This is a genomic window from Vibrio sp. MM46 (genome assembly GCF_027587135.1).
GTDB lineage: Bacteria > Pseudomonadota > Gammaproteobacteria > Enterobacterales > Vibrionaceae > Vibrio > Vibrio harveyi.
The window spans coordinates 39,725-62,940 of the sequence record NZ_JAPPTO010000031.1 but is presented as its reverse complement, the minus strand read 5'-3'; the positions used below and the strand labels follow the sequence as shown (position 1 = coordinate 62,940).

Below are 23,216 nucleotides of genomic sequence, written 5' to 3'. Positions count from 1 at the left end.
GTGAGACAGTTAAAGAATTAACTTCACCCTCGACCTTAATCTCTTTAAAATTCTTACCTTTAAGAATCGCCGTAAGGATTTCATGCGATATTTTAGGCAACAGTGTATTTTCAATGGTTGTTTGTATGACCCTTGCTCCACTTCCTGATTCATTACTACTAGCAACAATATTATTTATTAATTGATCACTCACTATCAGCTCTGAGGAATAGTTTTTTCTAATTCTATCTGAGATTTTTTTTACTTTTAGGTGAGTAATATTTTTCAATACTGTTTCGTCTAGTGGTAAGTAAGGTAGGACATTTACACGTCCCAAGAAAGCAGGTTTAAAGTCCGCAATTAAATCATCTCTCAACGCATTTTTTAGGGCGCCAACATCTGGAGCTAAGTCAGGGTCTTCAAACAATGACATTGTTGTATCTGTACCAGTATTTGCCGTCATAATGATAATGGTATTTTTGAAGTCAATGTCTCTACCTTCACCATCTTTGATCATTCCCTTATCAAACACTTGATAAAAGATATCTTGGACACCTGGGTGCGCTTTTTCCATTTCATCTAAAAGAATGACGCTGTATGGCTTCCTTCTCACCGCCTCCGTCAACACACCACCTTCACCATAACCGACATAGCCAGGAGGAGAGCCTAATAGTAATGAGACTTTATGTTCCTCTTTAAACTCTGACATGTTGATCGTGGTAACGTTTTCTTCACTACCATACACCTTTTCCGCTATTGCTAATGCGGATTCAGTTTTACCGACTCCGCTTGGTCCAATAAGCAGAAACACCCCGTTTGGCTTCGATTCATCTGTAAGTTGGGCACTTGCCGTTTTAATCACTTCCGACATGGTTTCAAGAGCATGATTTTGCCCTACAACTCGTTTAATTAAACTCTCTTTTAAGTTCAATACTGCCTTAATCTCGTCATCTTGCAGCTTACCTAGCGGAATACCAGTCCAATCAGAGATTACTTCGGCGATCAATGCATCCCCTACATGAGAGAACACCAAAGGCTGAGCATTCGTACCGAGTTGTTCTTCAATCTCGATCAATTTTTTTTTGTCAGAATCTGACGGAGATAGGAGGATTTTATTACGTAAGGCTTTTGCATCTTCAACCCAAAGTTGTTCTTGTTGCCATTGCGCCTCAAGAGTAAGTACTGAGTGAGAGAGCTGGTCAATCTCGATTCGAATATTCTCTATCACATCACTAAGGTCGCGACCAAATTGAGACTCTTTAATCAGTTGTTCTAATTCTGCTTGTTTTAGCTGCATTGCCTTTTTCTTGTTATCCAATACACCGGGTATTGAAGATTGACTTAAGGCTACGCGTGAACACGCTGTATCTAATACAGACACCGCTTTGTCAGGAAGTTGTCGACCATTGATGTATCGAGAAGACAGTTGAACAGCGGCTTCTAATGCTTGGCTGGTAATATATACGCCATGATGGTTCGACATCACATTCAATAAACCGCGAAGCATATCCACTGCAACTTCCGGAGTGGGTTCATCTACTTTGACCACTTGGAAACGCCTAGTCAGCGCTGCATCTTTTTCAAAGTACTTTTTGTACTCAGCCCAAGTTGTTGCAGCAATAGTTCTTAACTCACCTCTTGCGAGTGCTGGCTTTAAAATATTAGCAGCGTCACCTTGCCCCGCCTGACCACCTCCGCCAATCAGACCATGAGCTTCATCGATAAAAAGAATAATCGGTGTATCAGATTGATTAACTTCTTTTATGACGTTTTTTAGGCGGTTTTCAAACTCACCTTTCATTCCTGCTCCGGCTTGTAGCAAAGCCATATCTAACGACTTAATAGCAACACCTTGCAATGCTGGAGGGACGTCACCTTCGACAATTTTTAGGGCTAACCCTTCTACTACAGCCGTTTTACCAACTCCCGCCTCCCCTGTGAGAATTGGGTTGTTTTGGCGTCTTCGCAGCAATATATCTACCATGAGTCGAATTTCGTTATCACGCCCAACAACTGGGTCAAGCTTTCCTGCTTTAGCTTGTGCTGTAAGATCAACAGTAAATTGATCCAAGGCAGTGCTAGTTTGTTTTGCTGCAGAAGTTGCTACCTGCTGCGATTCATTGAATGCAGGCAATGTCGTCACTTCAATTTTATTTAATTCAGGACAAGGTTGATTTATCGCATTCGCTAAGGAATCATCCGATAGATAAGCACTTAATAGATGGATACAGTTGAGTTCATGTGCGTCAAACTCTATTGTTGCTATCATCACTGCATTTTGCATCACAGTAACAGTGTGGGTTGCAAGTCCCGGCACCGATTCACAACCCGTTTTGTATTTTTCCAATTGCGACAATAACTGTGTTTCAACCAGTTTCGGGTTTACATTAAACTTCTTAAATACTTCAACATAAATCTCTGCGGGATGCTGGAGTATGGATAACAACCAGTGGGTCATCTCTATACTATGATGAGTACGAGAACTCGCCATTGCAGCCGCTTGTTCAAGCGTTTCTTTAGCGACAGGAGACAACCTTTCGACCAACGCTGAAAGTGATAGTAAAGCCATTGTGATTCCTTTAAATGGTGATAGTTATTTCGCGATCTTCAGTTCGCTTATGTTTAGATAAAACCGTACCAATCCCTAGTTGACCATGTCGTTTAGTAATGCACACCTTGGGCAAATACTTATGACGTGTAGTGAGCTTCCACTTAATGGACTTATGTTTGCCTACATACTCATGGACCAAAGACTTAACTGTGTTTATGTATGGGTTATTGGGCAGTAACTGACTGACTTGCTCTGTACTCGTTGGTATTAGTTCGATCATCACTGCTGCATTTATGTTCCACGCCTTTGCGCCTATAGATGCGCCTCTACCGACTTGAGCAAATTGTCCTTCCGGCGTCGACTTTCCACCTAATCTCGTCTGTTCTTCCTTTGATAAACGTAACCATTGCCCTTGAAGCTCGTGTAACCTAACGTCACACCCTGTTAGGTCTTCAATAATGGTTTTTAGTGCGCCTTTACTTCTGTTTCTCGATGCAAATAAGCCGGCGTAGTGATTAATTAGGTGGTCAGAGTGACCTGAAACAGCTTCGAGACTGTTTATGAGAGGGGAACGAGCCCCTTTAGAATGTTCATGTGCCTGAACTGATATCTGACTCAACTGCCAACTACGGTAATACAACGAAAGTAAACGGTGATTGAAAATATCGTAGAAATCCACCATCGCTCCGTCGCCTTCTTTTTGACGACTAATCGCAAGTTCACTGTAATGATGGGGTAACACGCCCTGTTCCCCTGTCAGACCAATTAAGTTTGTTTCTAGTATCAGCCTATCGTTGCCAGAGCGATGAACATTGGAAAGTTGTGCGTTTTCATAGCCTAGCGTTGAGTTTACTTTTAGATCTACCTTTTCATTTTTAGGTAATGAATCGCTCCCTAATTGAGCCCCACCTTTAAGTAATCCCAATTCAATGAGGTGAATCGCTTCAAACAATGGTCGCTTTTTCAATTGTTGAAAAAAATCCACCTCATTCATAACAATACCTTTTCACCAAGCATTGCAGGCCATCGATGAAATACTTTGTCCGTAGATTTCGTCTTTACCTCTAACTGTGTGAAAATATTTACCTCAGCAAATTGCGCAAAATACACTGAAAGTACGCACCCTAAGAAAAAGGTTTGCTCTTTAGATAGCATTTGATCAGAAACGGTAAGCACCAGCTTTACTCCATGAGCAAAACCAACTCTTCCCTGTTCATTAACCCTTCCTGTGGTTTGTTGATATTCTAATTTTACTAAGGCGTCGATAAGTGCTTTGGTCTCAGCTGTACCCGCAAATGCATAGAGTTTAAGTCGTTGTTTTAACGTTGCTAGACCAGTCTCATCAGTGAAGTGGGAAAGCGTTAATAATTTGGTTAGTTGCCAGCGGCTGCCTTCATCCATATCAGGTCTGATTGTTTCAGTCATTGAAACCAAACATTTTACTTGCTGAAAATTGTCACTTACTTTTGGTAGCAATACGTTTGGCAAACCGCCACCAAAAGGCAATTTTTGGGGCATGTTTCTATTACAACACTCTGCCTTAACTGAAAGTAACCAACTGTCATGGCTATCGAATTCAAACTGTTGATGTTTTTTATTAACAAAAGAAATATAGATATCCCTACCTGGTTCATCAAATCCCCCCGCCCAGTTCTTATCTTCTCGCCTCATTACCCAAAACAAATCACTTTTGTTCATATAATGGTTATGCTCGCCAGCGAAGTAACTGGGTAAGTTCTTATAAGACTTGTTCCAGTTATTCAAAGTAACATCCGTGATCGCAACTACTTCACTGCAATCAGCACTTTGATGCCCAGGAGACATCTGATACTCATACTCTGAAGCTTCTAACCGTGTTGGCTCCATCGTGCTTTCGTACAAGTTAATGATTGGAACACACCCTAAAAGCACACTTTCTTCATCTACTTGTTTTGGTAACCAGTCATCGTCGATATCAAAGTAAAAACTAATATCGAGCTCGCCTTCTACCTCTAATTTTTCAAGTGCGAGATCCTGCAGCTCAAAAAACATAAACTTTTCAGGAAAATGTAAATACTCCACTAACATCCTCGCGGATGAAAAGCTTCGCTTACTATAGGGAACGACTTTGTGAGAATCATGAAATCCCACTGCGTGTAAGTGGCGTGGTGTTAATGACGCAATTTCTTTGCCGTTTGCTGAAAGCGATATGCCTATCAGACTTTTGAACAGAAGTTGATATAGCCTTTGCGTGAGTTGAGTTTGACCATTCAGGTAAAAGCGCAGCGTCTCAACCCCCATTCCAGCAAATGTCGCCCCACTCTCATTTGAATTTAGCCTCAACTTAAGCATCGAGTGCGCATTTGTTTCCCAACGAGAACCTATCGATGCCAAAGGGGCATTATCAAAGCTTCCTTGTGAAACGTCACAAGGGTAAATCTGTGTGTCATAACATGTTTTAAATTCGCACTCATCAAAACCGGGTGCACTGATCTTTACTTTTTCTCCAGCAGGTATATCAAAGGGTGATGACGTTGACCCATTACACTTCATTCTGATGATCGACATCGAGGGTATTGGAGCATGAAAGTCTGGGTGTAGTTGCCCCATTAAAGACTCAGTAAACTGCGGATAACTGTTATCCAAACTCTGGCGAATTCGCGCCGTCATGAACGCGCAACCTTCTAACAGCCTCTCTACATGAGGGTCATCTACTTGTTCTTCGTTAATACCCAAACGCGCAGCAATCTTTGGGTATTGCTCGCCAAACTCCTGCCCTTTGTGGCGCAAATATGCCAACTCGCGGTTATAGTACTTCAAGAACTCTTCGCTCATTTTGCTCTACTCAATTTCATGCCTAAATTTACGGGTTCAACTTCGGTATTAAACGTCACGTCGCGCTCACTATTTCCTATAAGGCACGTTGCATTTATCTGTAACCTTAAAGTGCGATCTGCCGCACTCTTTTCCTGCAGTATATTGACAACCGGCGACGATAAACGCGGTTCAAATTCACGAATGGCAGCTCTTACAATGCCGCAGAGCTGCCCTTGTCCTTGCTGGCTACTGAATGGCATTGAAGAGAAATCAGGCAGACCATAATTTAAGATTGATTTATTCGCTTCTTTTAACTCAAACGGGACTTCTCTCCACCCAATCCGACTGTTCAACATCGACTCTAAATCTCTCAATAAATTGTCTATCAGCAACTGTTGAGTGAGTGGAAAGTCTTTATCTTCTCGGGATTGAGGATCATTATCGATTAGCTTATCAAGTAAGGATGCTGCCAGTGCCATCTAAACCTCTATGCAAGCTCTGCGATTTCTGACAATTGGTTTAGCTCAAAAATAGGTACTGCTTTGTCCCCAACCAACCAACACTTTTGTCCTGAACCTACGAACAACTCGCTAGCGCCAAGTTGTATCCAATCCGTTTCTTTGGCAAGCTTTTGGGCGTCTGTAGATGAGTCTATGTATGTGAGTGGCATGTGCCCCTCTCCTTCACCTAAACCCTCAATATCAAACTCCACAGGTCGCCAAACATTTTCAAGTAATGAGCTTGGATCCTTCACTTCTAAATATTTAATATTTTTAATTGGGACAAGAAAGTAGTTTCCCGCAGTAGAAAACAGCTCGACATAACCAGACAAACGGTCGTCGATATCCCTTACCTCATCGGTCATACTTCCATTTTGAGAAAAGCGTTTAGTGGTTCTTCCTTTTTCAAGCTGCTGCGCCAACTCATAACCACTTTCATAGTCTTTATTTTTGATGGCAAGATTCAACTCGATGATCAACTCGTTAACCTTTGAATCACCTTCAACAAACTGCGCAGTTGCTGCCCCCTCACTAAAGTCTTTACGGGCTTGCGCCGCTTTTACAAGATGACGCAATTGACTCGCACCTGCCAAATATTCCGGAAATAGCTTGATCGATTGAATCAGTTGATCGTCCGCTCGCTCCAAATCACCGTTAATACAAAGCAGCTCAATGAACGAACTTCGCAAGCTTGCATCTTTCGGGGCAGACTTTATCTCTTCAATTAATAGAGTAATAGCTTGCTGCAATTGACCTTCAGATAAGGCTTTTTTCCATGTTGTCATCGTGTTCCCTTACACCACCTGCTCCGGTGATAACTCCGTAATTAATTTGACCGCCGAAACCATTTGATCGAGTTGAAAATGAGGTCTTAAATGCACTACTGAAAAGTAATGCCCTGGCGAATCGCGTTTTTCTTTAACTGTTATTTTTGCTTCGTTGAGTGGATACTTTGCTCTGAGTTCATCAGAAGCTTCATCAGAAGCAGTTGTATATTGGTGAAGCCATTGCTGAAAATCCCGCTGGATTGAATCAGAATCTTGATACCCACCAACCTTGTCTCTTCCCATTACCTTTATGTAATGTGCGATTCGAGATACACATAATGTATATTGCAGCATCGAAGTCAGCTTGGCGTTCATCGTTATGTTCTGGTCTTCAAATAACTTCGGCTTATGGATAGACACAATGGATATCATGCCGACTAAATCGGTTTCTGCGACAGGTGACATCGTAATGAAACCGCAATCGGATATCTCTTTCTCTTTACGCTCTGATACCTTCAGATTTAAAGGGCTCCTATCTCGTGTGTTTTTACTCATAAGCTGAACAGAACTTCTTGTTGGAGCTAGAATGGCTCCTTGGGTGTAATCCCCTTGCTTCACACCTCTCATGTGAGTAAACCAACCATGTTCTTGATAGGTTCTAATTGCGATGGCGGCGAAACAAAAAGCGGCGCTACCCCACAACAACTCTTGTTCTGATTCAACAATCGTCTCCTCGAACTCAAACGCCTCTATCCGAGAACCATCTTTGATATAAGGCTGCCTAAAAAGAACATTAGGCGCTGCAATACCTATAAACTTTGTATCTTCTGATTCTCTCAAGCGTTGCCACTTCCCATACTCAACTTGATCAAATTGAGAAGTAATGTCTGTGGTAGATGACAACTCCGAAAAACGATCAACCCCAAATACACTTGGTTGCGCAGACATGACAAAAGGACTAAACGCAGCTGCTGCTGTCTGGGCAATCTTACCCAATACCGACAAATCCCGATCAAAGTAGTTTTGGTTAGGGTCATGTCGAAGCTCATAATCACCAACTATCAGTCCAAATGGCTCACCTCCAGCCATGCCGTATTCATTTTGGTAAAGCAGTTTAAACAAAGCTGACTGGTCGAATTCGATTGCTTTTAAAGCATCTTTACTGACTTCTTCCCATGTCGACGATAAAAGCTTTATTTTTACCAATTCACCAGATTGACCGTCTGTTTGTTCACACAGATACTTAACCCCTACCCAAGATCGCTCCAACTGCTGATATCTCGGGTGATGAATGATTTCATTTAGTTGTTTCTGTAACAATTGATCTATTTGATTGATGGTCATAATCAAACTGCGACGAAATTCAGCAACACTTCTGCTTTTGGTACCTTCTAACCAAATTTTTGCCGAGTGTATTGAATCTTCTGTTTCGACAAACCGAGTAATCCAGTAACTATTAAGTTCCGCACACCCAAGCGGACTAAACTCATGCTTTAGCTCGCTTGGGTCTAAGAAATTCAACGCTGTATCGTTAGTCATTTTTACACACCACAGGAGGGAAAGTGTGGTTGACCCATAAAGCCAACCACAATTCACTTAACCACCCGATTGAGGGATTTTTGCAACTAAGCGTAATGAAGTCGTAAGCTCTTCCATCTGTAACCAAGGCTTCAACCATGCTACTGCATTGTAAGAGCCTGGCGCGCCTGGAATCTCCTTAACCTGCACGCGAGCATCAGCCAATGGGTATTTCGCGCGGATTTCCTGACCGCCTCCTTCAGATGCGTTCACATAACTTAAGATCCAACGGTTCAACCATGATTCAACATCTTCTGCTTCCATGAAGCTACCGATCTTATCGCGAGCCATCACTTTCAAATAATGGGCAAAACGCGATGTCGCCATCATGTAAGGTAAGCGTGCGGAAATTGCAGCATTCGCTGTCGCATCCGGAGAGTCATGATTTGCTGGTTTCTGACAGGTTTGCGCACCAAAAAACACGGCATAGTTTGTGTTTTTGTAATGACATAATGGTAAGAAACCAAGTTTACCTAACTCCGCTTCTCTGCGGTCAGTAATACCGATTTCTGTTGGGCATTTCATATCAGGATCGCCATCATCACTCATGAAGAAGTGCGTTGGTAGATTATCTACACGACCACCACCTTCTGCACCTCGAATCGCTGTACAGAAGCCATACTTTGAAAAAGCATCTGTGAGCTTCGCACCTAGTACATACGAAGAGTTCATCCAACAGTAGTCGTTGTGTTCTGCATTAGTCGCAATGCCGGAAACAGCGTCAACATCAAACTCCTCAAACCCAAACTCTTCAACTGGAGAAGTCGCTTGACCATAAGGCAAACGTGCTAGCACTTTCGGCATGGTTAGGCTTACAAAACGCGAGTCAGCACTTTCGCGGAAGGAACGCCATTGTGCGTATTCCAATGACTCGAATACCTTATCCAAATCGCGAGGTTTAGATAATTCCGTCCATTCATCAAAGCCAAACAAAGCCGGTGAAGCCGCCGAAAGAAACGGCGAGAAACCAGAAGCAGCAACGTTAGACATCAGGCGCAATGATTCGATATCTTCCGGATGGTTTGTAAACTCATAGTCACCGATAAGCGCACCATAAGGCTCACCACCAGCACTACCGAATTCAGACTCATACACCTTCTTAAAGATTTGGCTCTGATCAAACTCAACCGCTTTGCTTAAATCCTTATGAAGCTCTTTTTTCGTCATGCTGATCATGCGAATTTTCAATGCTGAACTTGTTTCCGAGTTCATCACTAAGTAATTTAAGCCTCTCCAAGAGCCCTCAAGCTTTTGTAGTTCTGGGTGATGCATGACTTCAGACAATTGTTCCGAAATCTGTTGGTCAAGAAGCGTGATTGCTTCACGGAACGTCACCGTTAGGTTCTTATTCCAGGAAACGGTACCTTTCATTGCTTCTTCTGTTAATGTCTTGATCAACTCTTCGGCACGAGAAGCTTCTGTTTGCTTTGTTGCACCAATCGCCTGCTCTAGGAATGATGACGTTTGTTGCTCTACCGTTGGATCAAGTTGTTTGTCAATTTGAGTCGTCATTACTATGCTCCCTCTGGATTATCTACAGAGCTTGACTCGCCCAGGTTTAACTCTCCAGCCAACTTTGTCAGGTTTTCCGTGTTGTTTAATACATCCTCTAGAATATTTTCTAACTCTTCTGAGCGGTCGACCTTCGTCATCAAGTCACGAAGTTTATTTCGGGTTTCCATCAGTTGGCGTAAAGGATCAACTTGATTAACAATCGCTGCGGGCTCGAAGTCCTGCATAGATTTAAAGCTTAAATCCACTTCAAATTGCGAGTCATCTTTCGCCAATTTGTTTGCGACTTTAAACTTCACTGATGGACTCATTTTTTTCAAAACATCATCAAAGTTGTCTCGATCAATCTGAATGAAACGTCGGTCTTTCAAAGGCTTCAACGCTTCGGTATTTTGTCCAGCGAAGTCGCCCATTACACCAACCACAAAAGGAAGCTCTTTTTTAAGCGTTGTTCCTTCGGTTTCAACATCATAGGTAATGTGAACACGAGGCTTCCTTACTCGTGACAGTTTCGAGTGAATACTCGTCATACCGTTCTCCCTTCCTTAATTTTCATTTTGTTCTGCTATGCCAACTAAACGGAAATAGCTTCTCTTTGCATCTCCGTCGGAGATCAATTCCGCCAGTAATTCCGGCAGAGGCATTCCACACCAACGAATAATCTGTTCGATGGAGTAAGAAACTGGTGAATGAGGCTCACTTTCTCTAAAGAAGTCTGCCACCTTTTGTAACTGTTCAATCGCTTGCTCGCGTGATTGCATATTTGTTATTAGCAATTCGCTGTTGTTAGCTGACTGGCTTGTGACCGTAGTCGGCTCGTTAGATTCCATATCAGCCTCTTCAATCACCTCTTTCGGTGCCTGAAAGCGGTCACCAAGCAAATGCTTTAATGCCGAGTGTATTGAATCAAGCTTTTTTGAGATGTAAGAACTTGGGGTAACGTCTCCAACAGCATCATCAAGCTTTTGACTAAATTGGTTAAATGCCCTTATGCCGAACTCAAGATCAGTGATCAAAGTCCTGTAAAACTCATCAGAGGTGGATTTAACGGTATCGCTGATTTTCGACAGTTCCACAGCACCTTGCTCGACTTTGTAACGTCGTTTATCTTCATCAAGTCGCTCTAATTCGATGGCTTGTTGGTATTCCCAAAATGCGTAAGCTTGCTCTACCCCCATATCCGTAAGCGGAATCGAAGCCAGTGGAAAAATTAAGGTACCTTCACTTTCGATACCGTTTAATCCAATGATTGCAGAAATACGAGTCTCGATTCCGTCTTCATCAGGCATGGGATGCAGCTGTTCCCAGAAATGATCAATAAAGTGTGATGCTATCTCGTATCCGATCCCCATTCCGCGAAAGCCATAAATACGTGTCAGCGCCTCAATCAGCCAAGCGACAAGCTCCAAATCCTTTGACTGAGAAGTCAGAACTTCTGGAACTTCATCAATGAAAACACGCCAAAGGTTGGTGTGGCTGAGTATGCTTTCTTCTTCAATAATGGCGTTACGCTCTGTATTGCGCGCAGCCATCCTGTGGTCTTTTAATCTGTAATAAGCAGATTGAGGAGATACGTCCTCACGAGGGTCCACGCCCGTTGGTTGATCAGCAGAGACAGGTTGTAGTACTGGTTCTAACCACTCGAACGCTTTGATTAGGTCATCCACGCACTTTACTCCTCAAGAAAACAGGAATGGTCGCGTCATCTTGCTGATTTTCAGCTATTTCATTTTGATCACAGCATACTTTGACCAACGCGCATGTGACGTTGTCACTAGCACCTCGAACTAACGCAGAGTGCATCAAGGCTAACCCTGCTTGATTGACTGAATCAGCATAGAGCGTATTGTGTATCTCGTCATTGGTCAGTTCTTTAGAGAGCCCGTCGCTACACAACAGAAATTGATCACCGTTCGAGAGCTGACCGGAGATTTGGTCTATCGTTACTATTTCATCGACACCTATCGCACGAGTTATGACGTTAGCTAATGGGTGTGATTCTGCATCCTCAATCGCTAATAACCCTTGTTCGACCAGATCCATAACTTGGCTGTGATCTCTTGTTTTTTGCGTGAAGCTCCCTTCTCTCAGTTGGTATATACGGCTATCCCCAACCCACAAACAATGAAAATACCCGTCCTGCATAAATAACAGTACAAGTGTTGTCCCCATCGTTTTACCTTCTAAATGCTCTTTTGCGTAATCAAAGATCTCTTTGTTTGCTTGCTGAATAACACCTCTCAACTCATCAATGTGGGTTGTCTTATTGTCTTTTGCATAGCGGGCAATCTTATCGACCAACATCTGACTGGCGATGTCTCCTGCACAATGACCACCCATACCATCTGCTACGACCCACAAACCAAGTTCGGACATATCAAGTAATGCATCTTCGTTATATGGACGGACCTTTCCTGGATGAGTCCTCGAAAAAGTAAAGTAATTCCAATTCATTCGCTGATACCTACCAGTTCCACTCTTGCCAGTTTCCATCTAACATTGCCGCATATTGACCTATTGAAGGCAGTCCCGACGTAATCAGCATACAGGGCGATATAGTTGCCGACCCTTCAGTCCACCAAAAACAAGGTTTTTTGTATTCCTTACCTAATATCTGATTTAAAAGACCATTCGCAGATAACTGTGGGGTGTTCTCATAAATGGTTGAAAGTTTGCTTTTGTAATGTACTAACGGTACTTCTGCCGTAGGAACATCATCTAAAACTGTCTTACCCGAGTCAGTGAGTCTTCGAGCCCATGCATCAAATACAAAGTCGTCATTGAGTACAGCGACGGCAAGATCTTGACTATTTTGAGTCCACTGACTCTGTTCCCAATAATCCACAGCACTCCCTTCGACTGGTCTCACAACAGTGAAAAAGAAGTAGCGTCCCGCAGAGTCAACACTCGGTATGACACTCCCAATGTAAGTTGCGTCTTCCATGTAGGAGATATCCAGTGCAAAGTGCCAAATTGGAGCCGTGAGAAAGTATTGATGCCATCCTTCGCCCAATTGTTCTCGGCTAACAGCTATTATTGCTTGCTGCCAATCATGCCATCGTTCAGTAAACTCTTGAGAAAGCCCATTTTTAACAAAATCCCCTTTTGCAGGCATTTTTCCAATGTAGCCCCAACAGGGTGTTATAGCGTTTGAGGACATCGAAAACTCTCCATCTCGTTAGACCAAAACGGGTTGATCGCACTTGAAGGGATGAGTTCCAGTTGAACTTTGTTTCCTTTCAAATCGATCATAACGATATTGTCATTTCGCGACTCTGGACGCGCTTTTAGCGATTGATCAAGTAATTTGAAAATACCCCACTCACCTTCGTAGGTATGTGCAATCTCGCGTTTTGATTCTGGTGGAGTAAAGACGATTCGAGTTTGGTCTTGCCCTGCGGGCCAGCTTAATGACTTCGCGCGAGCAGGACCGTGCTTATAGACTAAGTCTTGCCCACCCAACTCCAGTACAAAACGAGTAATATGCTGATCTAAATAAACAGGTTTCATTCCAAATTCGACGCGCAAAGAATTGTCCGGCTCAAAGAAAGTTTGTCTTATCCGTTTGGCTTTCTGGAATACTGCAAGTGTTTCTGGACGAACACCAATCTCTTTTTCAAGCTTCCAACGTCGAGTTGAAGTGTCTACAAATGGTTCTAAATACTCCTTAAAGAAGGCATCCATGGTTCCGCCGTAACCGAAAAACCGCTTAAAATCTTTGAGGCGAACTTCCTTCGAGGCATTAGGAACAAATGGATAGCGACCAGCAATTGAGCTTCGATATGGTTTAACCACCTTTGTTAACCATAATTGATTCAAGTGATCTTTAGACCCATTCTCTGCAAACTTAACTGACTCTTGAGACAGCTCTCCTAACCATTGATTAAATGGCTTTGGTAACAACTCCCTTGCACGTTCAAACGACGCAGCAACATCTTGGGTAACTGTTCCATCGAGAATGCTCTTGTATGCAATTTTTTGATTGTTACCCGAACTTGATAAATCAGACAGGTAAGAGCGCAAATTGACCATTGCTGTCTGAATATCTTCAAAATCTTGTTCATCCAAACGTAAGATTTCAGTAAAGTGGGATTCGACTTCTTTACCTGGCAAGGAAACATTAAAGCTATTCTCTTCAGGTAAATACATATCTAACTTGTCAGCGGTATTGGAAAACTTCACTTTAACAACCTTCCCTGCCACCTCTGACGCCGCTTTTTGGTTCTCTGACAAGACAACTTTGGTCAAACCAACCTCTTTTTGAATCGCACGCAATAATGATTCAATTGGTCTCTCAACCCCCGACAACACTCTTGCTTGAGTAGAGGCTAGATCAAGGGTTGGCGCTTGCTTAAGCTGAATGTCTTCAATTAAGTTTTTCCACTCATTCACATAATCTTGGTAGTAACGTGCTTGTACACCCTGGATTGCACTTGCTTGGTCAATTTCATGCGCTTTTAAATCGTCTCCATATACCCAGTTCTCTTCCATTAACCCTTTCACAGTGCGGTTAATTTGAATTTGGAAAATGCTGTGAAACCCGTTATACGTGTAAAAACCGGAGATCCCTTGAGACAGTGGTTTACCGCTCATTCGCTCAAATTGTTCTAACCCTTTTGGTCCCAGAACGTCTGTTAATCTGAATGACGGCACATGACTTTTTGAAAATTGTAACTTCATGCGTTGGTAAGCACGCTCAGGCAAAGACATTTGAGTTAACACTTCTCGAGCACTCTCTACAGCTGAGTCATTAAATGAGAAGCCTCTTTCGTTGCTTTCCAGAAGGTTATTAGTGTGCGTCATTAGACGGTCTCTTAGTGATTCATTAAGAGCGCCTGGATAATGTCTTTCAAAATAAAAGCCAAACCACGCTAATACTTCTTCTTGTTGATACTTTTCTGGGTTAAACAACATTAGGTAAGTTTTAAGCGTTTCGTATAGATACTGACGATGCTCTTGGTTTCCTTCCATCTCTGAAATCAGGCTATCAAGCACCAGAGGAGCGAAGTGTTTGGTTAGAGCAGACGTGTAGGCGTTATTTGCCGCTTGAGAGACTTTGTCGCCCTGATACAAACCAAACTTCTTTATTGCATCCGAATTTCCGTAGTCGCTTTGCTTTCCCAAAGGTAAAGTCATGATTCGGTCGAGTGTTTCTATCGCGCTGATAATGTCTGATTCAAAATCTAAACTATCTGCACCGATCATTGCTTTTATATGACCCGTCTCTTTGTTGGTTTGGGTGATAAGTGTCGAGTTCCATTGATAACTCATAAACCACGTTCCAATCGCTCCGCATAACGCGACCGCACAGCCGATGTAAACGCCTCGATGGAGCCAACTGGATTGCTTTTGATAATGACGATTGACCGTCCCAAGCAGTTGCTCTTTGAAGATGACTTGATCAAACAAGCTTCTAACGAAATAGCTGTGAGATCCGTGGTGCTGAGCAGATAAACCTAACTTCCCTAGCCCTAGCCCGCTGCTCGATTCGTTCATTAGCCGGCTAACAGGGATACCGTCTTGAACCGAGCTAACCATAAACACGCCTCGAATAAGGGTGGGCTCTTCAAAGCTGTTCTGAGCAAATATTTCTGTAAGGAATTCATCTAGGTTTGCTTGAAGCACTCGAAGTTGCTTTGGAAATTCAAAGATCATCGCGCGCTTATCAAGATCATCCTCTGTTTCCAGAATGCGCAGCATTCGGGCGTCCAATCGCTCAAGTAGATGATGAAACTCTTTATTGAAAAGAGAAACGACACCGCGCTCATCTTCGCAATCTTTTGGGAACATAAAACCGAATAGCTCTTCACGCTCTTCTTTGCTCAGATCCGCGAAAAACTCATTAAACCCCGCCACCAGATCCATTTTTGTAAGAAGAACGTAAATTGGAAACTGCATACCCAGTTGGTTTTTTAGTTCCTGTAAACGAGACTTTATCGCCCTTGCATGCAGGCTCCTTTCCGTGCGTGTTTGCGACATAATGCTAGCTAAGCTGATTGTCACAATTGCGCCGTTAATTGGTCTCTGTGTTCGATATTTTTTTAACAGCCCAAGAAATCCATGCCACGCCTTAGCATCAACTTTTTCTTGGCTATCTTGTGTCGTATAACGACCAGCGGTATCAACAAGAACCGCTTTGTTTGCAAACCACCAATCACAATGGCGTGTTCCCCCAACACCTGCAACAGAGTCCGAACCTAATGAATCCGCTAACGGAAACTCCAACCCAGATTGCTTAAGAACTGTCGTTTTACCTGTACCAGGAGGACCAATCAGTACATACCAAGGTAATTCGTATAAGCTACGTTTACCTTTATGTGTTTTGGTAACCACTTTGATTGCCTGCTCTATTCTGTCTTGCAGCACATTAATTTCTGAGGCAGCTTCTTTATCAGATTGCGAATCCACCTCTAACAGGCTTTGAATTGTTTCGTCTTCTTTTACTTTTTGCTTATGTTGCTTTGTAAGATTGAACACACCCCAAACGAAAACTAATACCAGGATGCTAACCAAACGCTGAAAGTCAGTTTTTAAGGGCTCATATCCCGCAACAGTGATGAGGGGACCTACGACCCAAATAAAAATTGAGCACGCAGCAACACCGACTAAACCGATAAACCAACGTTGAGTAAATATTCTGCCTACTTCTCGGATACTCATTTATCTCACTTTCCTTAGTTTGCAACCATAAGGTCAATTTCGATTCGGCGGTTAAGCGCACGATTTTCATCAGTAGAGTTTTCAGCAAGGGGTCTTGCATCACCAAGCCCTTCAGGAAGGACTCTTCCTTCCAGTGCACTGTTCGCAATCAACTGTTCAGACATCGCCGTTGCACGAGCAAGGGAAAGATGCCAATTGGACGGATATTTACTGGTAAAAATAGGGTTATCGTCAGTATGTCCAGTGACCAAAATCTTCCCTTCGGTTGTTTCTAAAGTGCGAGACAACTTAGATATAACAGGTTGGATATATTCAACGACTTCCGCACTACCTGACTCAAACAAGTCTTGAGCTTTGAGAGAAATCCGAACTCTGTCGGATAGAGCCTCAACAGTCACCAGTTCTTTATTTATCTCGGTTGCTAGATACATAGAAACGCGTTCAGCAACTTTTATTACTTGAGAATCGGACGTAGGAGCCATCTCTGTTTGATTAGGTGAGATGAGATTAATTAAACTGGCAAAGGTTTGATTTGAAGCCTTGTTAAGGTCATAGCTGAAGAACATAAAGATACAGACCAATATTGCCAATGTCACAGAGCAAACCACCCATAAAGGCGCACGTTCCGCCACTTGCGAACCATTTAACAAACGGCTTTCAATATTGTCGCTTAAGCGTTGCTGTAACCCTCGACCGTTTGACTTTAAAACGCTAACAACTTGCTTTCTCAAACGACGGTGTGTTTCCAGACCATTTTTTTCTAATCGATATTGCCCTACGAAACCTAAAGACATACACACATACATGAGTTCCAAGAGATCAAGCTGAGTCTCAGGGAATGACATGCATGTTTCTAAATGCTGAAAAAACGCCTCCCCACCTTGACTGCTAGAATAGAAAGAGGTCAGCAACGAGTCGTGACTCCATGTCGATTGGCTACCCCAATTTGTATTCAAAACTGCTTCATCGATTGCGCAGCATAAGCAGTAACGAGCGGTATCTATTGTTTCCAGATTTATGTTTTGTTGACGTAGTCGGTTTTCGTAGTCTCTTAACTTTTGTGCCAACGTTTCTTTTAAAAACAAGACGTCAGAGTGACTCGCTGTTGCTCGAATCTGTCCAATAATAGAAAGTATGCCATTAGCTTCAGCTAAAATCGGGTTGCTGCCAAATGCGACCACTGAGTCATTGTTGACCACTTCAGGATTCTTTGAGATCACAACTGTACTATCGGGAGATTTTGGTACTGAGATATTAGCGTTTGTTGGTCTTCCACCTGGTGTTGGCTTTATTATTGTCTGTTCCATAATGACGTAACCTGTTATTGGTTAATGCTCCATAGCTCTATGTCTGAATTCGGGAATTGACCAGATAGCTGAAGAGCAATACCGCCACTCTCTTGGAGACGAACCCAGAAAGGTCCTTTCTTAATCACTTCAAAATACACATACCCCGTTTGATAAGGGATCTGTCGAGGAACAACATTGAGTGGTGCAACGTTAATACCGTTGATTTGATTATTTATAAGATCTCTAATTTGTTCTGCTGGTCCCAACTTGAGTTGAGCTGGTACCAAACGTCTAATCTCATCAGTACTTGTGTCTGCTTTTACTGCCAAAACAAACTGGCTTGATTCAAGAAGTCGCTTATCAGGTAACGGTGTCACTCGAATACCAAGTTGTCGAACCTCCAAAGGAAGTTTATTAGCCGTCTGATCTAGAACAACACTCAGGTATTGGCTTAACACCTGATTAAGCTCTGAAATCGTAGAGGTCAGATTTGAGTGTTCATAATCAATAAGTAAAGGAGCGCGCTTATTTTTACTCGAAAAAGTCGACAACTCACCAACATATCCTCGTAATAGCGTGACAAACTCTAAAGGGTGAACTTGTTCTAACTGCCCCAGATGTCTAAGAATCGTTTCGTAGCGATTGAGCATTTGAAGCATGATGAAATCGACAGCTGAAGCAGATGCCGCTTTACCTTGCACTAAACGTTGAGAAACCACATCAGCACGGATTTTTGTCATTCCCGTTACATTTTTTAGGCAAGCCAACATTGCTTGATCTTTAAGCACATTGAGATGTGGCGGCGTATACTCTTCATCAAGAAGAATTGCGCCTTCCGCAGTGACTTCTTTAATTTTAAGAATCGGTAACTCAACAAAACCTGACAAGTTGTCATTGCTTACTTTAAGCGCAACATTCAACGACGCCACTTGAATGCGCTCTTCATCCTGACCTGTTTGCACGTCTATAACGTCTAGATCGTTTAACACATATCTGCTGACAACACCTTCACTAACATCCGCAATCGTTTTTTCTTTAAGGCTCGATGAAGCAACGACCACTTTAACTAATGTGTTTTGAGTTCCCTTTTCAACCAGTAATGGCGGAAGAACTTCATTAACGTTCTGCAATTCAATAAGAGTCATATCAGGAAGAATCGCTTCGAGTTTCTCGATTTCTACCACGCCTTCTTTCAAACTGTTCGGGTTTATACGAACTTGATACACGCCCCAATTATAAGGCTGTTGAAAACGGTTCAATCCCTTAAACTCATGCTCAATTGCACGCTCGCTTTGCTGGAAATGTTGAGGACGTAAAAACATCCCCTCACACCATGCTGTGTGGGAGTAATCTGCCATTGTTTAGTCGCCAAGTGAGGTTATTTAACGAATATAGAAAGGTCGTCTAGGTGAATTTGGTAAGTGTTGTAACCTGTCTGGTCTACCTTAATCACCTGCCTCCAATTGGAGTTTTCGATGTCACGGAATGCCGCGACTAAACCTAAATACTGAGTTTTTGGTGACATGCTTGCGTGATAAATATCTTCCTGACCAGGCGTTAAAGAAATTTCATATTTGTTCACTAAATCAGGACCTAAAACCGTGTCATAGCTTTCGTACAGCGAAAAGAAATCCTGACTTTCAAAGACGGTTGAAGATGTCAATTCAAACACATAAATCACAACAGGCGACGGTCTGCCATTTGAATCTGGGTTGATATTATGTTTGGCTGTGAGCGCTAAATCAGCATAGGGATCAACTACTAGGTTTGCCGCTGAACAACCAACTAAAGCTGCCGTAATAAATAGAAGTAAAGTCTTCATTATTGTTTTCATCATCATTCCTTAGTTTTTACTTCTCAGTGCATTTTCATAATGCTTTGCAAAATCTTCCAAATAAAAAGGTGATTCCTTATTTACAATTTCATCCGTTAATTGATAATGAATACCTTCAAATCTCTTCCAGCTTTGAGCATATTTTCTTGCTGGAATTATTTTATTGAAGAAACTATCACTTGACATTGTATCGGAGTAAATACTTGATGGTTCAACTAACGACATAACACTTGAAACGGTACCTTCGACACCTTTCATCAACGCTTTTTCATGGTTTTCTATATCAACAAATGCTTCTTTAATTGCTATGTCTGCTCGCATAAAACTAGCAGTGTTTCGGTTGTATAAATTATGAATAGCATCTTCTAAATTAGCGGAAAACTTTAATGGATTATTTTCTGACTTTCGAAAAGCGGTATGGTTTAAACGATTATTTTGTTTAAACTCAGCTCGATTATGTAATGTTTCCATTAACCCCAGTAGCATCAAAGAAAACGACTGGCCTAGTTGCTCGAACCACTGTTCGCTATTTTCGTCTGGAACCATATTTGGGTTGATACCCAGACCTCTGACGAAGGCTTGTTGGTTTTTGCTTTCATTTTTTACCAAAGGCTTCGGAGCACTAATCGGGGTAGACGCATGAGGGGATACTTCTTCAACACTCGGCTCTTGTGCTTCTAAAAAGTCATCCATCAGACCAATATCAAGCTGAAATTCAGAAGGCGCACTGTCTCTTAACAGATCCGCTGCGTTCAACCCAAACTCATCATGAGTTAAATTTCGGTCAACATCACTAACGGCTAACTCATTGATAGTATTGTGTACTCTATTGCTATCATCGATAATTCTTTCTTCTAAACTTACTTGAATTTGATAATCGCCGAGGGCCACGACATCGCCATGATTGAGTGCCAATTCATTTCCTTGACCAACCGGCGTCACGGCATTATTTACAAAGGTACCATTCGTCGATAAGTCTTTAATCAAGTACTTTTCACCAAATTTGATCAGTTCACCATGCTTACTTGATATGACTCTTTCAGGGTCAGGCAATGTCCAATCACACTGTTCAGAGCGCCCAAAACTGACCTTGTCATGTTCACCTGTCGCATCAAAAACGAACTCAGTGTCAATCTCTGGAGTGAACTTATGAAAACTTGTAATGGTTAAAACCAACGTCATGTAAACCTCGCCAAAGGAACTGCTTAATATATAAATTTAGTTCTTAATAGTTAGGAAACCACTTATTAACACTAAGATTAATAATGCCTAATCAAATAATAATTGTATTTCACGAACGGAATAATGAATTAATTTCTCAGCAAAGCAATCTAGGATTATTACGCAGAACAAAATATACAACGAGGTTCAAATTTTTGACGCTTAACTTTTCATTCGTCAAAAAACCGATGTTAGCTTAACCGAGAAATCTTCATTTAATCATTTTTCATTAGCAGATGAGTTATATATTCACACCATCATTTTATATGGAGCCTCGTGATGGACTACAAAAATAAAGACAGTTCTATAAATAAAGAATGCAGTGGCGATAAAACCAAAATTGTAAAGACTCAAAAAAGAGAAAATACAAATGACAATAAGGGCAATATAAACAATGAAGGCTCTGCCCTAAATAATAATGAAACAAATACAAAAGTGTCTCAGAACCTAAACACAATTCCACCAGCAAACAAATTAGTGCGTAATATTGATAATGATGATAAGCAAACTCGATCTGATTCATTGCTCGGGGAGACGGTAAAAAACCGTTATGAAATTGAATCTTTGATCGGCCATGGTGGTTTATGTGACGTCTTTTTGGCGAAAGACAAAATTCTTGAATCTTCTGGAGCAGATGTCCCCTATGTCGCATTAAAGGTACTACAAAAAGAGTATGCGTCTCAGCCAGAAACCGCCCGCATGCTCATTCGTGAAGCACAACAAACTCAGAAGCTTAGTCACCCCAACATCATCCGAGTCTACGATTTTGGAGTAGACGGAGAAATCTATTTCCTCGTGATGGAATATGTTGATGGGGAGACATTAGAAGGACTTATTCAACGCTCTAGACCGGACGGGTTAAAGTACAACGCCACCCTTTCAATTCTGAACCAAACGTTAGATGCATTATCGTATGCACATTCACTTGGTGTGGTCCATGCAGACTTAAAGCCCGCAAACATCATTCTCACTTCGGAAGGTAAAGTGAAGCTGCTGGACTTTGGCGTCTCTAAAACGCACCAACTGAAGCATGACCAATATGCAGCAAAACGAAAATCACAAGACACTGACACGCTGGGTTATACACCGAATTATGCCTCACTTGATATCTTATCGGGCAAAGAACCGAAACAAAGTGACGATCTGTTTGCGTTTTTCTGCATTACTTTCGAGTTGCTGAGCTGCAAACACCCATATGGACGAACCCCAGTCAACGAAGCGCTTAAAAAAAGCGTTAAAGTAAGCAAGCCATCTCACTTTCCATTTTCAAAGTGGCGCATCTTCTCTAAAGCTTTTGCTACTGGTGTCGTCCCTTCTCAGCTCAGCGCTACTGATATCAAGCACCTGTTAAATAAGAACCGTTGGTCACTTTATTCAGGTATAGCCGCCAGTCTTGCCTTAATGGGTTTGTTAGGTACGTTCTATCAACAACAGCAAAATACCATTAACCAACTCAACCTTACTCTCATAGAAAAAGATCAAGCCATCGAATCTGCAGAGCAACTGTTAAATACGCTTCCGGAGCAAACCAAAGCGTTAATTGACAACAAACAAGGGATACACCCAGTGATTGCTGCTGGTTTCCTACGTTTGTATAAACCGCATATCCTTGGAGAATTTGAAGCAAAGATCGATGACGTACTTAACTCTGATGTAACGACTTATCCAAACTACAAACAGATTGAATCCATCTTACAGCAAGCAAAAATCTATTACCCAGACTCCCATAAAATCGAAGTTTTGGCATTGGATATTCAATCAAGCAAACACTCTACTCTGCTTTCTATTGCGAGACAGATAAACAGCCACTTAGAAAAATCCTTGTACACCCAGCAAGACGAGGCTAAATCTATTTACGATCTCAAAAAGGAACTCCATGAAATACATAAAGAGTACCCTTTCACTCCTAGCTCGTTGGCAAGCGAAGTCTTTGGTCAACACCTCAATGAAGCGCTAAAAATGCGCGATGCAGCAGCTTTAGTCACACTCATCAAAGTTGGAAACTCCTTTTTTGCTGAGTCTGAAGAACATCAGCAAAATTTGGCGATCAGCAATACAATGAAAGATGCGGTATTGGAAATGAAACTTTACGAGACCGCAAAAGAGAGCTCAACGCCGTTGCCTTTCCCTGCTGATGCTGCACGATTGTTGTATCAGGAAGAGTTTGAAGGACTGCACTACCGACTCAACCAAGCTCGCACAACGGTTAACCTAGATAAGCTCGTCAAAGATATTGATGCATTTTCTGAAAATTTCCCGCCGGGTTTCCAAGATATTAATGATCTGCGATTCCAAACCGCCGATAAGTACCTACAGTTTTCTGACATTCTTTTAAACAAGCGGAAGTCTAAAAGTGCGAGGCGTGCGATGAAGAAGGCAAACGAGCTGTTAAAACGCGTCGAAACGGAAGCTGAACAGAGTTAATGACTACAAAAGTTGATGAGGGGCATATTGCCCCTTATTTTAACGTAAAAGCGCTTGCCTTTATGCAAACTGATGACTAATTTTATTTTAGAGTGTGCTAATCTG

The 23,216-nt window shown here is 42.1% G+C and carries 17 protein-coding genes; 1 reads left to right on the top strand and 16 read right to left on the bottom strand.

Annotation, left to right across the window (positions count from 1 at the left end):
- The 16 genes from tssH to tagH all read right to left on the bottom strand — a co-directional run.
- The coding region (gene tssH, locus OH459_RS24545; protein WP_269989188.1) for a type VI secretion system ATPase TssH at positions 1-2,548 on the bottom strand (2,548 nt) is incomplete at its 3' end.
- 10 nt (positions 2,549-2,558) lie between these two features.
- On the bottom strand, positions 2,559-3,524 hold the full coding sequence (gene tssG / locus OH459_RS24540) for a type VI secretion system baseplate subunit TssG (RefSeq protein ID WP_029789717.1): 966 nt from the start codon (positions 3,522-3,524) through the stop codon (positions 2,559-2,561).
- Positions 3,521-5,344: a type VI secretion system baseplate subunit TssF gene (tssF, locus tag OH459_RS24535; RefSeq protein ID WP_269989185.1), complete on the bottom strand. Its 1,824-nt coding sequence runs from the start codon at positions 5,342-5,344 to the stop codon at positions 3,521-3,523. The genes tssG and tssF overlap by 4 nt, the downstream gene beginning before the upstream one ends.
- Positions 5,341-5,805 carry a type VI secretion system baseplate subunit TssE gene (gene tssE / locus OH459_RS24530; RefSeq protein ID WP_017190827.1) on the bottom strand — a complete coding sequence of 155 codons (465 nt, stop codon included), beginning with the start codon at positions 5,803-5,805 and terminating at the stop codon, positions 5,341-5,343. Before tssE ends, tssF begins: the two co-directional genes overlap by 4 nt.
- Positions 5,806-5,813: 8 nt before the next feature.
- The gene (locus OH459_RS24525) at positions 5,814-6,611 is read right to left on the bottom strand and encodes a type VI secretion system accessory protein TagJ (protein ID WP_017190828.1); all 798 of its coding nucleotides are present in this window, start codon (positions 6,609-6,611) and stop codon (positions 5,814-5,816) included.
- A gap of 9 nt (positions 6,612-6,620) precedes the next feature.
- Positions 6,621-8,132, bottom strand: a complete 1,512-nt coding sequence (gene tssC, locus OH459_RS24520; protein ID WP_269989179.1) for a type VI secretion system contractile sheath large subunit — start codon at positions 8,130-8,132, stop codon at positions 6,621-6,623.
- Positions 8,133-8,189: 57 nt separating this feature from the next.
- Complete coding sequence (tssC, locus tag OH459_RS24515) at positions 8,190-9,683, bottom strand: type VI secretion system contractile sheath large subunit (protein ID WP_005447040.1); 1,494 nt, start codon at positions 9,681-9,683, stop codon at positions 8,190-8,192.
- Positions 9,684-9,685: 2 nt separating this feature from the next.
- A complete protein-coding gene (gene tssB, locus OH459_RS24510; protein WP_009699036.1) occupies positions 9,686-10,213 on the bottom strand; it encodes a type VI secretion system contractile sheath small subunit in 528 nt (175 codons plus the stop codon).
- 15 nt (positions 10,214-10,228) lie between these two features.
- Positions 10,229-11,350, bottom strand: a complete 1,122-nt coding sequence (gene tssA, locus OH459_RS24505) for a type VI secretion system protein TssA (RefSeq protein ID WP_005447042.1) — start codon at positions 11,348-11,350, stop codon at positions 10,229-10,231.
- Positions 11,343-12,137, bottom strand: coding sequence for a PP2C family protein-serine/threonine phosphatase (locus OH459_RS24500; protein WP_017818775.1), 795 nt, complete (start codon positions 12,135-12,137; stop codon positions 11,343-11,345). Before OH459_RS24500 ends, tssA begins: the two co-directional genes overlap by 8 nt.
- A 10-nt stretch (positions 12,138-12,147) precedes the next feature.
- Entirely contained in the window at positions 12,148-12,843 is a 696-nt protein-coding gene (tagF, locus tag OH459_RS24495; protein WP_053049073.1) for a type VI secretion system-associated protein TagF, read from the bottom strand.
- Positions 12,825-16,343, bottom strand: coding sequence for a type VI secretion system membrane subunit TssM (tssM, locus tag OH459_RS24490; RefSeq protein WP_269989174.1), 3,519 nt, complete (start codon positions 16,341-16,343; stop codon positions 12,825-12,827). The genes tagF and tssM overlap by 19 nt, the downstream gene beginning before the upstream one ends.
- A 14-nt stretch (positions 16,344-16,357) precedes the next feature.
- Positions 16,358-17,650 carry a type VI secretion system protein TssL, long form gene (gene tssL, locus OH459_RS24485; RefSeq protein ID WP_269989173.1) on the bottom strand — a complete coding sequence of 431 codons (1,293 nt, stop codon included), beginning with the start codon at positions 17,648-17,650 and terminating at the stop codon, positions 16,358-16,360.
- A gap of 14 nt (positions 17,651-17,664) precedes the next feature.
- Positions 17,665-18,990, bottom strand: a complete 1,326-nt coding sequence (gene tssK, locus OH459_RS24480; RefSeq protein WP_114321657.1) for a type VI secretion system baseplate subunit TssK — start codon at positions 18,988-18,990, stop codon at positions 17,665-17,667.
- A gap of 20 nt (positions 18,991-19,010) precedes the next feature.
- Positions 19,011-19,466 carry a type VI secretion system lipoprotein TssJ gene (gene tssJ, locus OH459_RS24475; RefSeq protein ID WP_047515905.1) on the bottom strand — a complete coding sequence of 152 codons (456 nt, stop codon included), beginning with the start codon at positions 19,464-19,466 and terminating at the stop codon, positions 19,011-19,013.
- A gap of 9 nt (positions 19,467-19,475) precedes the next feature.
- Positions 19,476-20,648, bottom strand: coding sequence for a type VI secretion system-associated FHA domain protein TagH (gene tagH / locus OH459_RS24470; RefSeq protein WP_059678435.1), 1,173 nt, complete (start codon positions 20,646-20,648; stop codon positions 19,476-19,478).
- Between the two features lie 318 nt (positions 20,649-20,966).
- On the opposite strand from tagH, the gene OH459_RS24465 reads away from it, so the two are divergent.
- Entirely contained in the window at positions 20,967-23,111 is a 2,145-nt protein-coding gene (locus OH459_RS24465; RefSeq protein WP_269989167.1) for a serine/threonine-protein kinase, read from the top strand.
- Positions 23,112-23,216 lie beyond the last annotated feature (105 nt).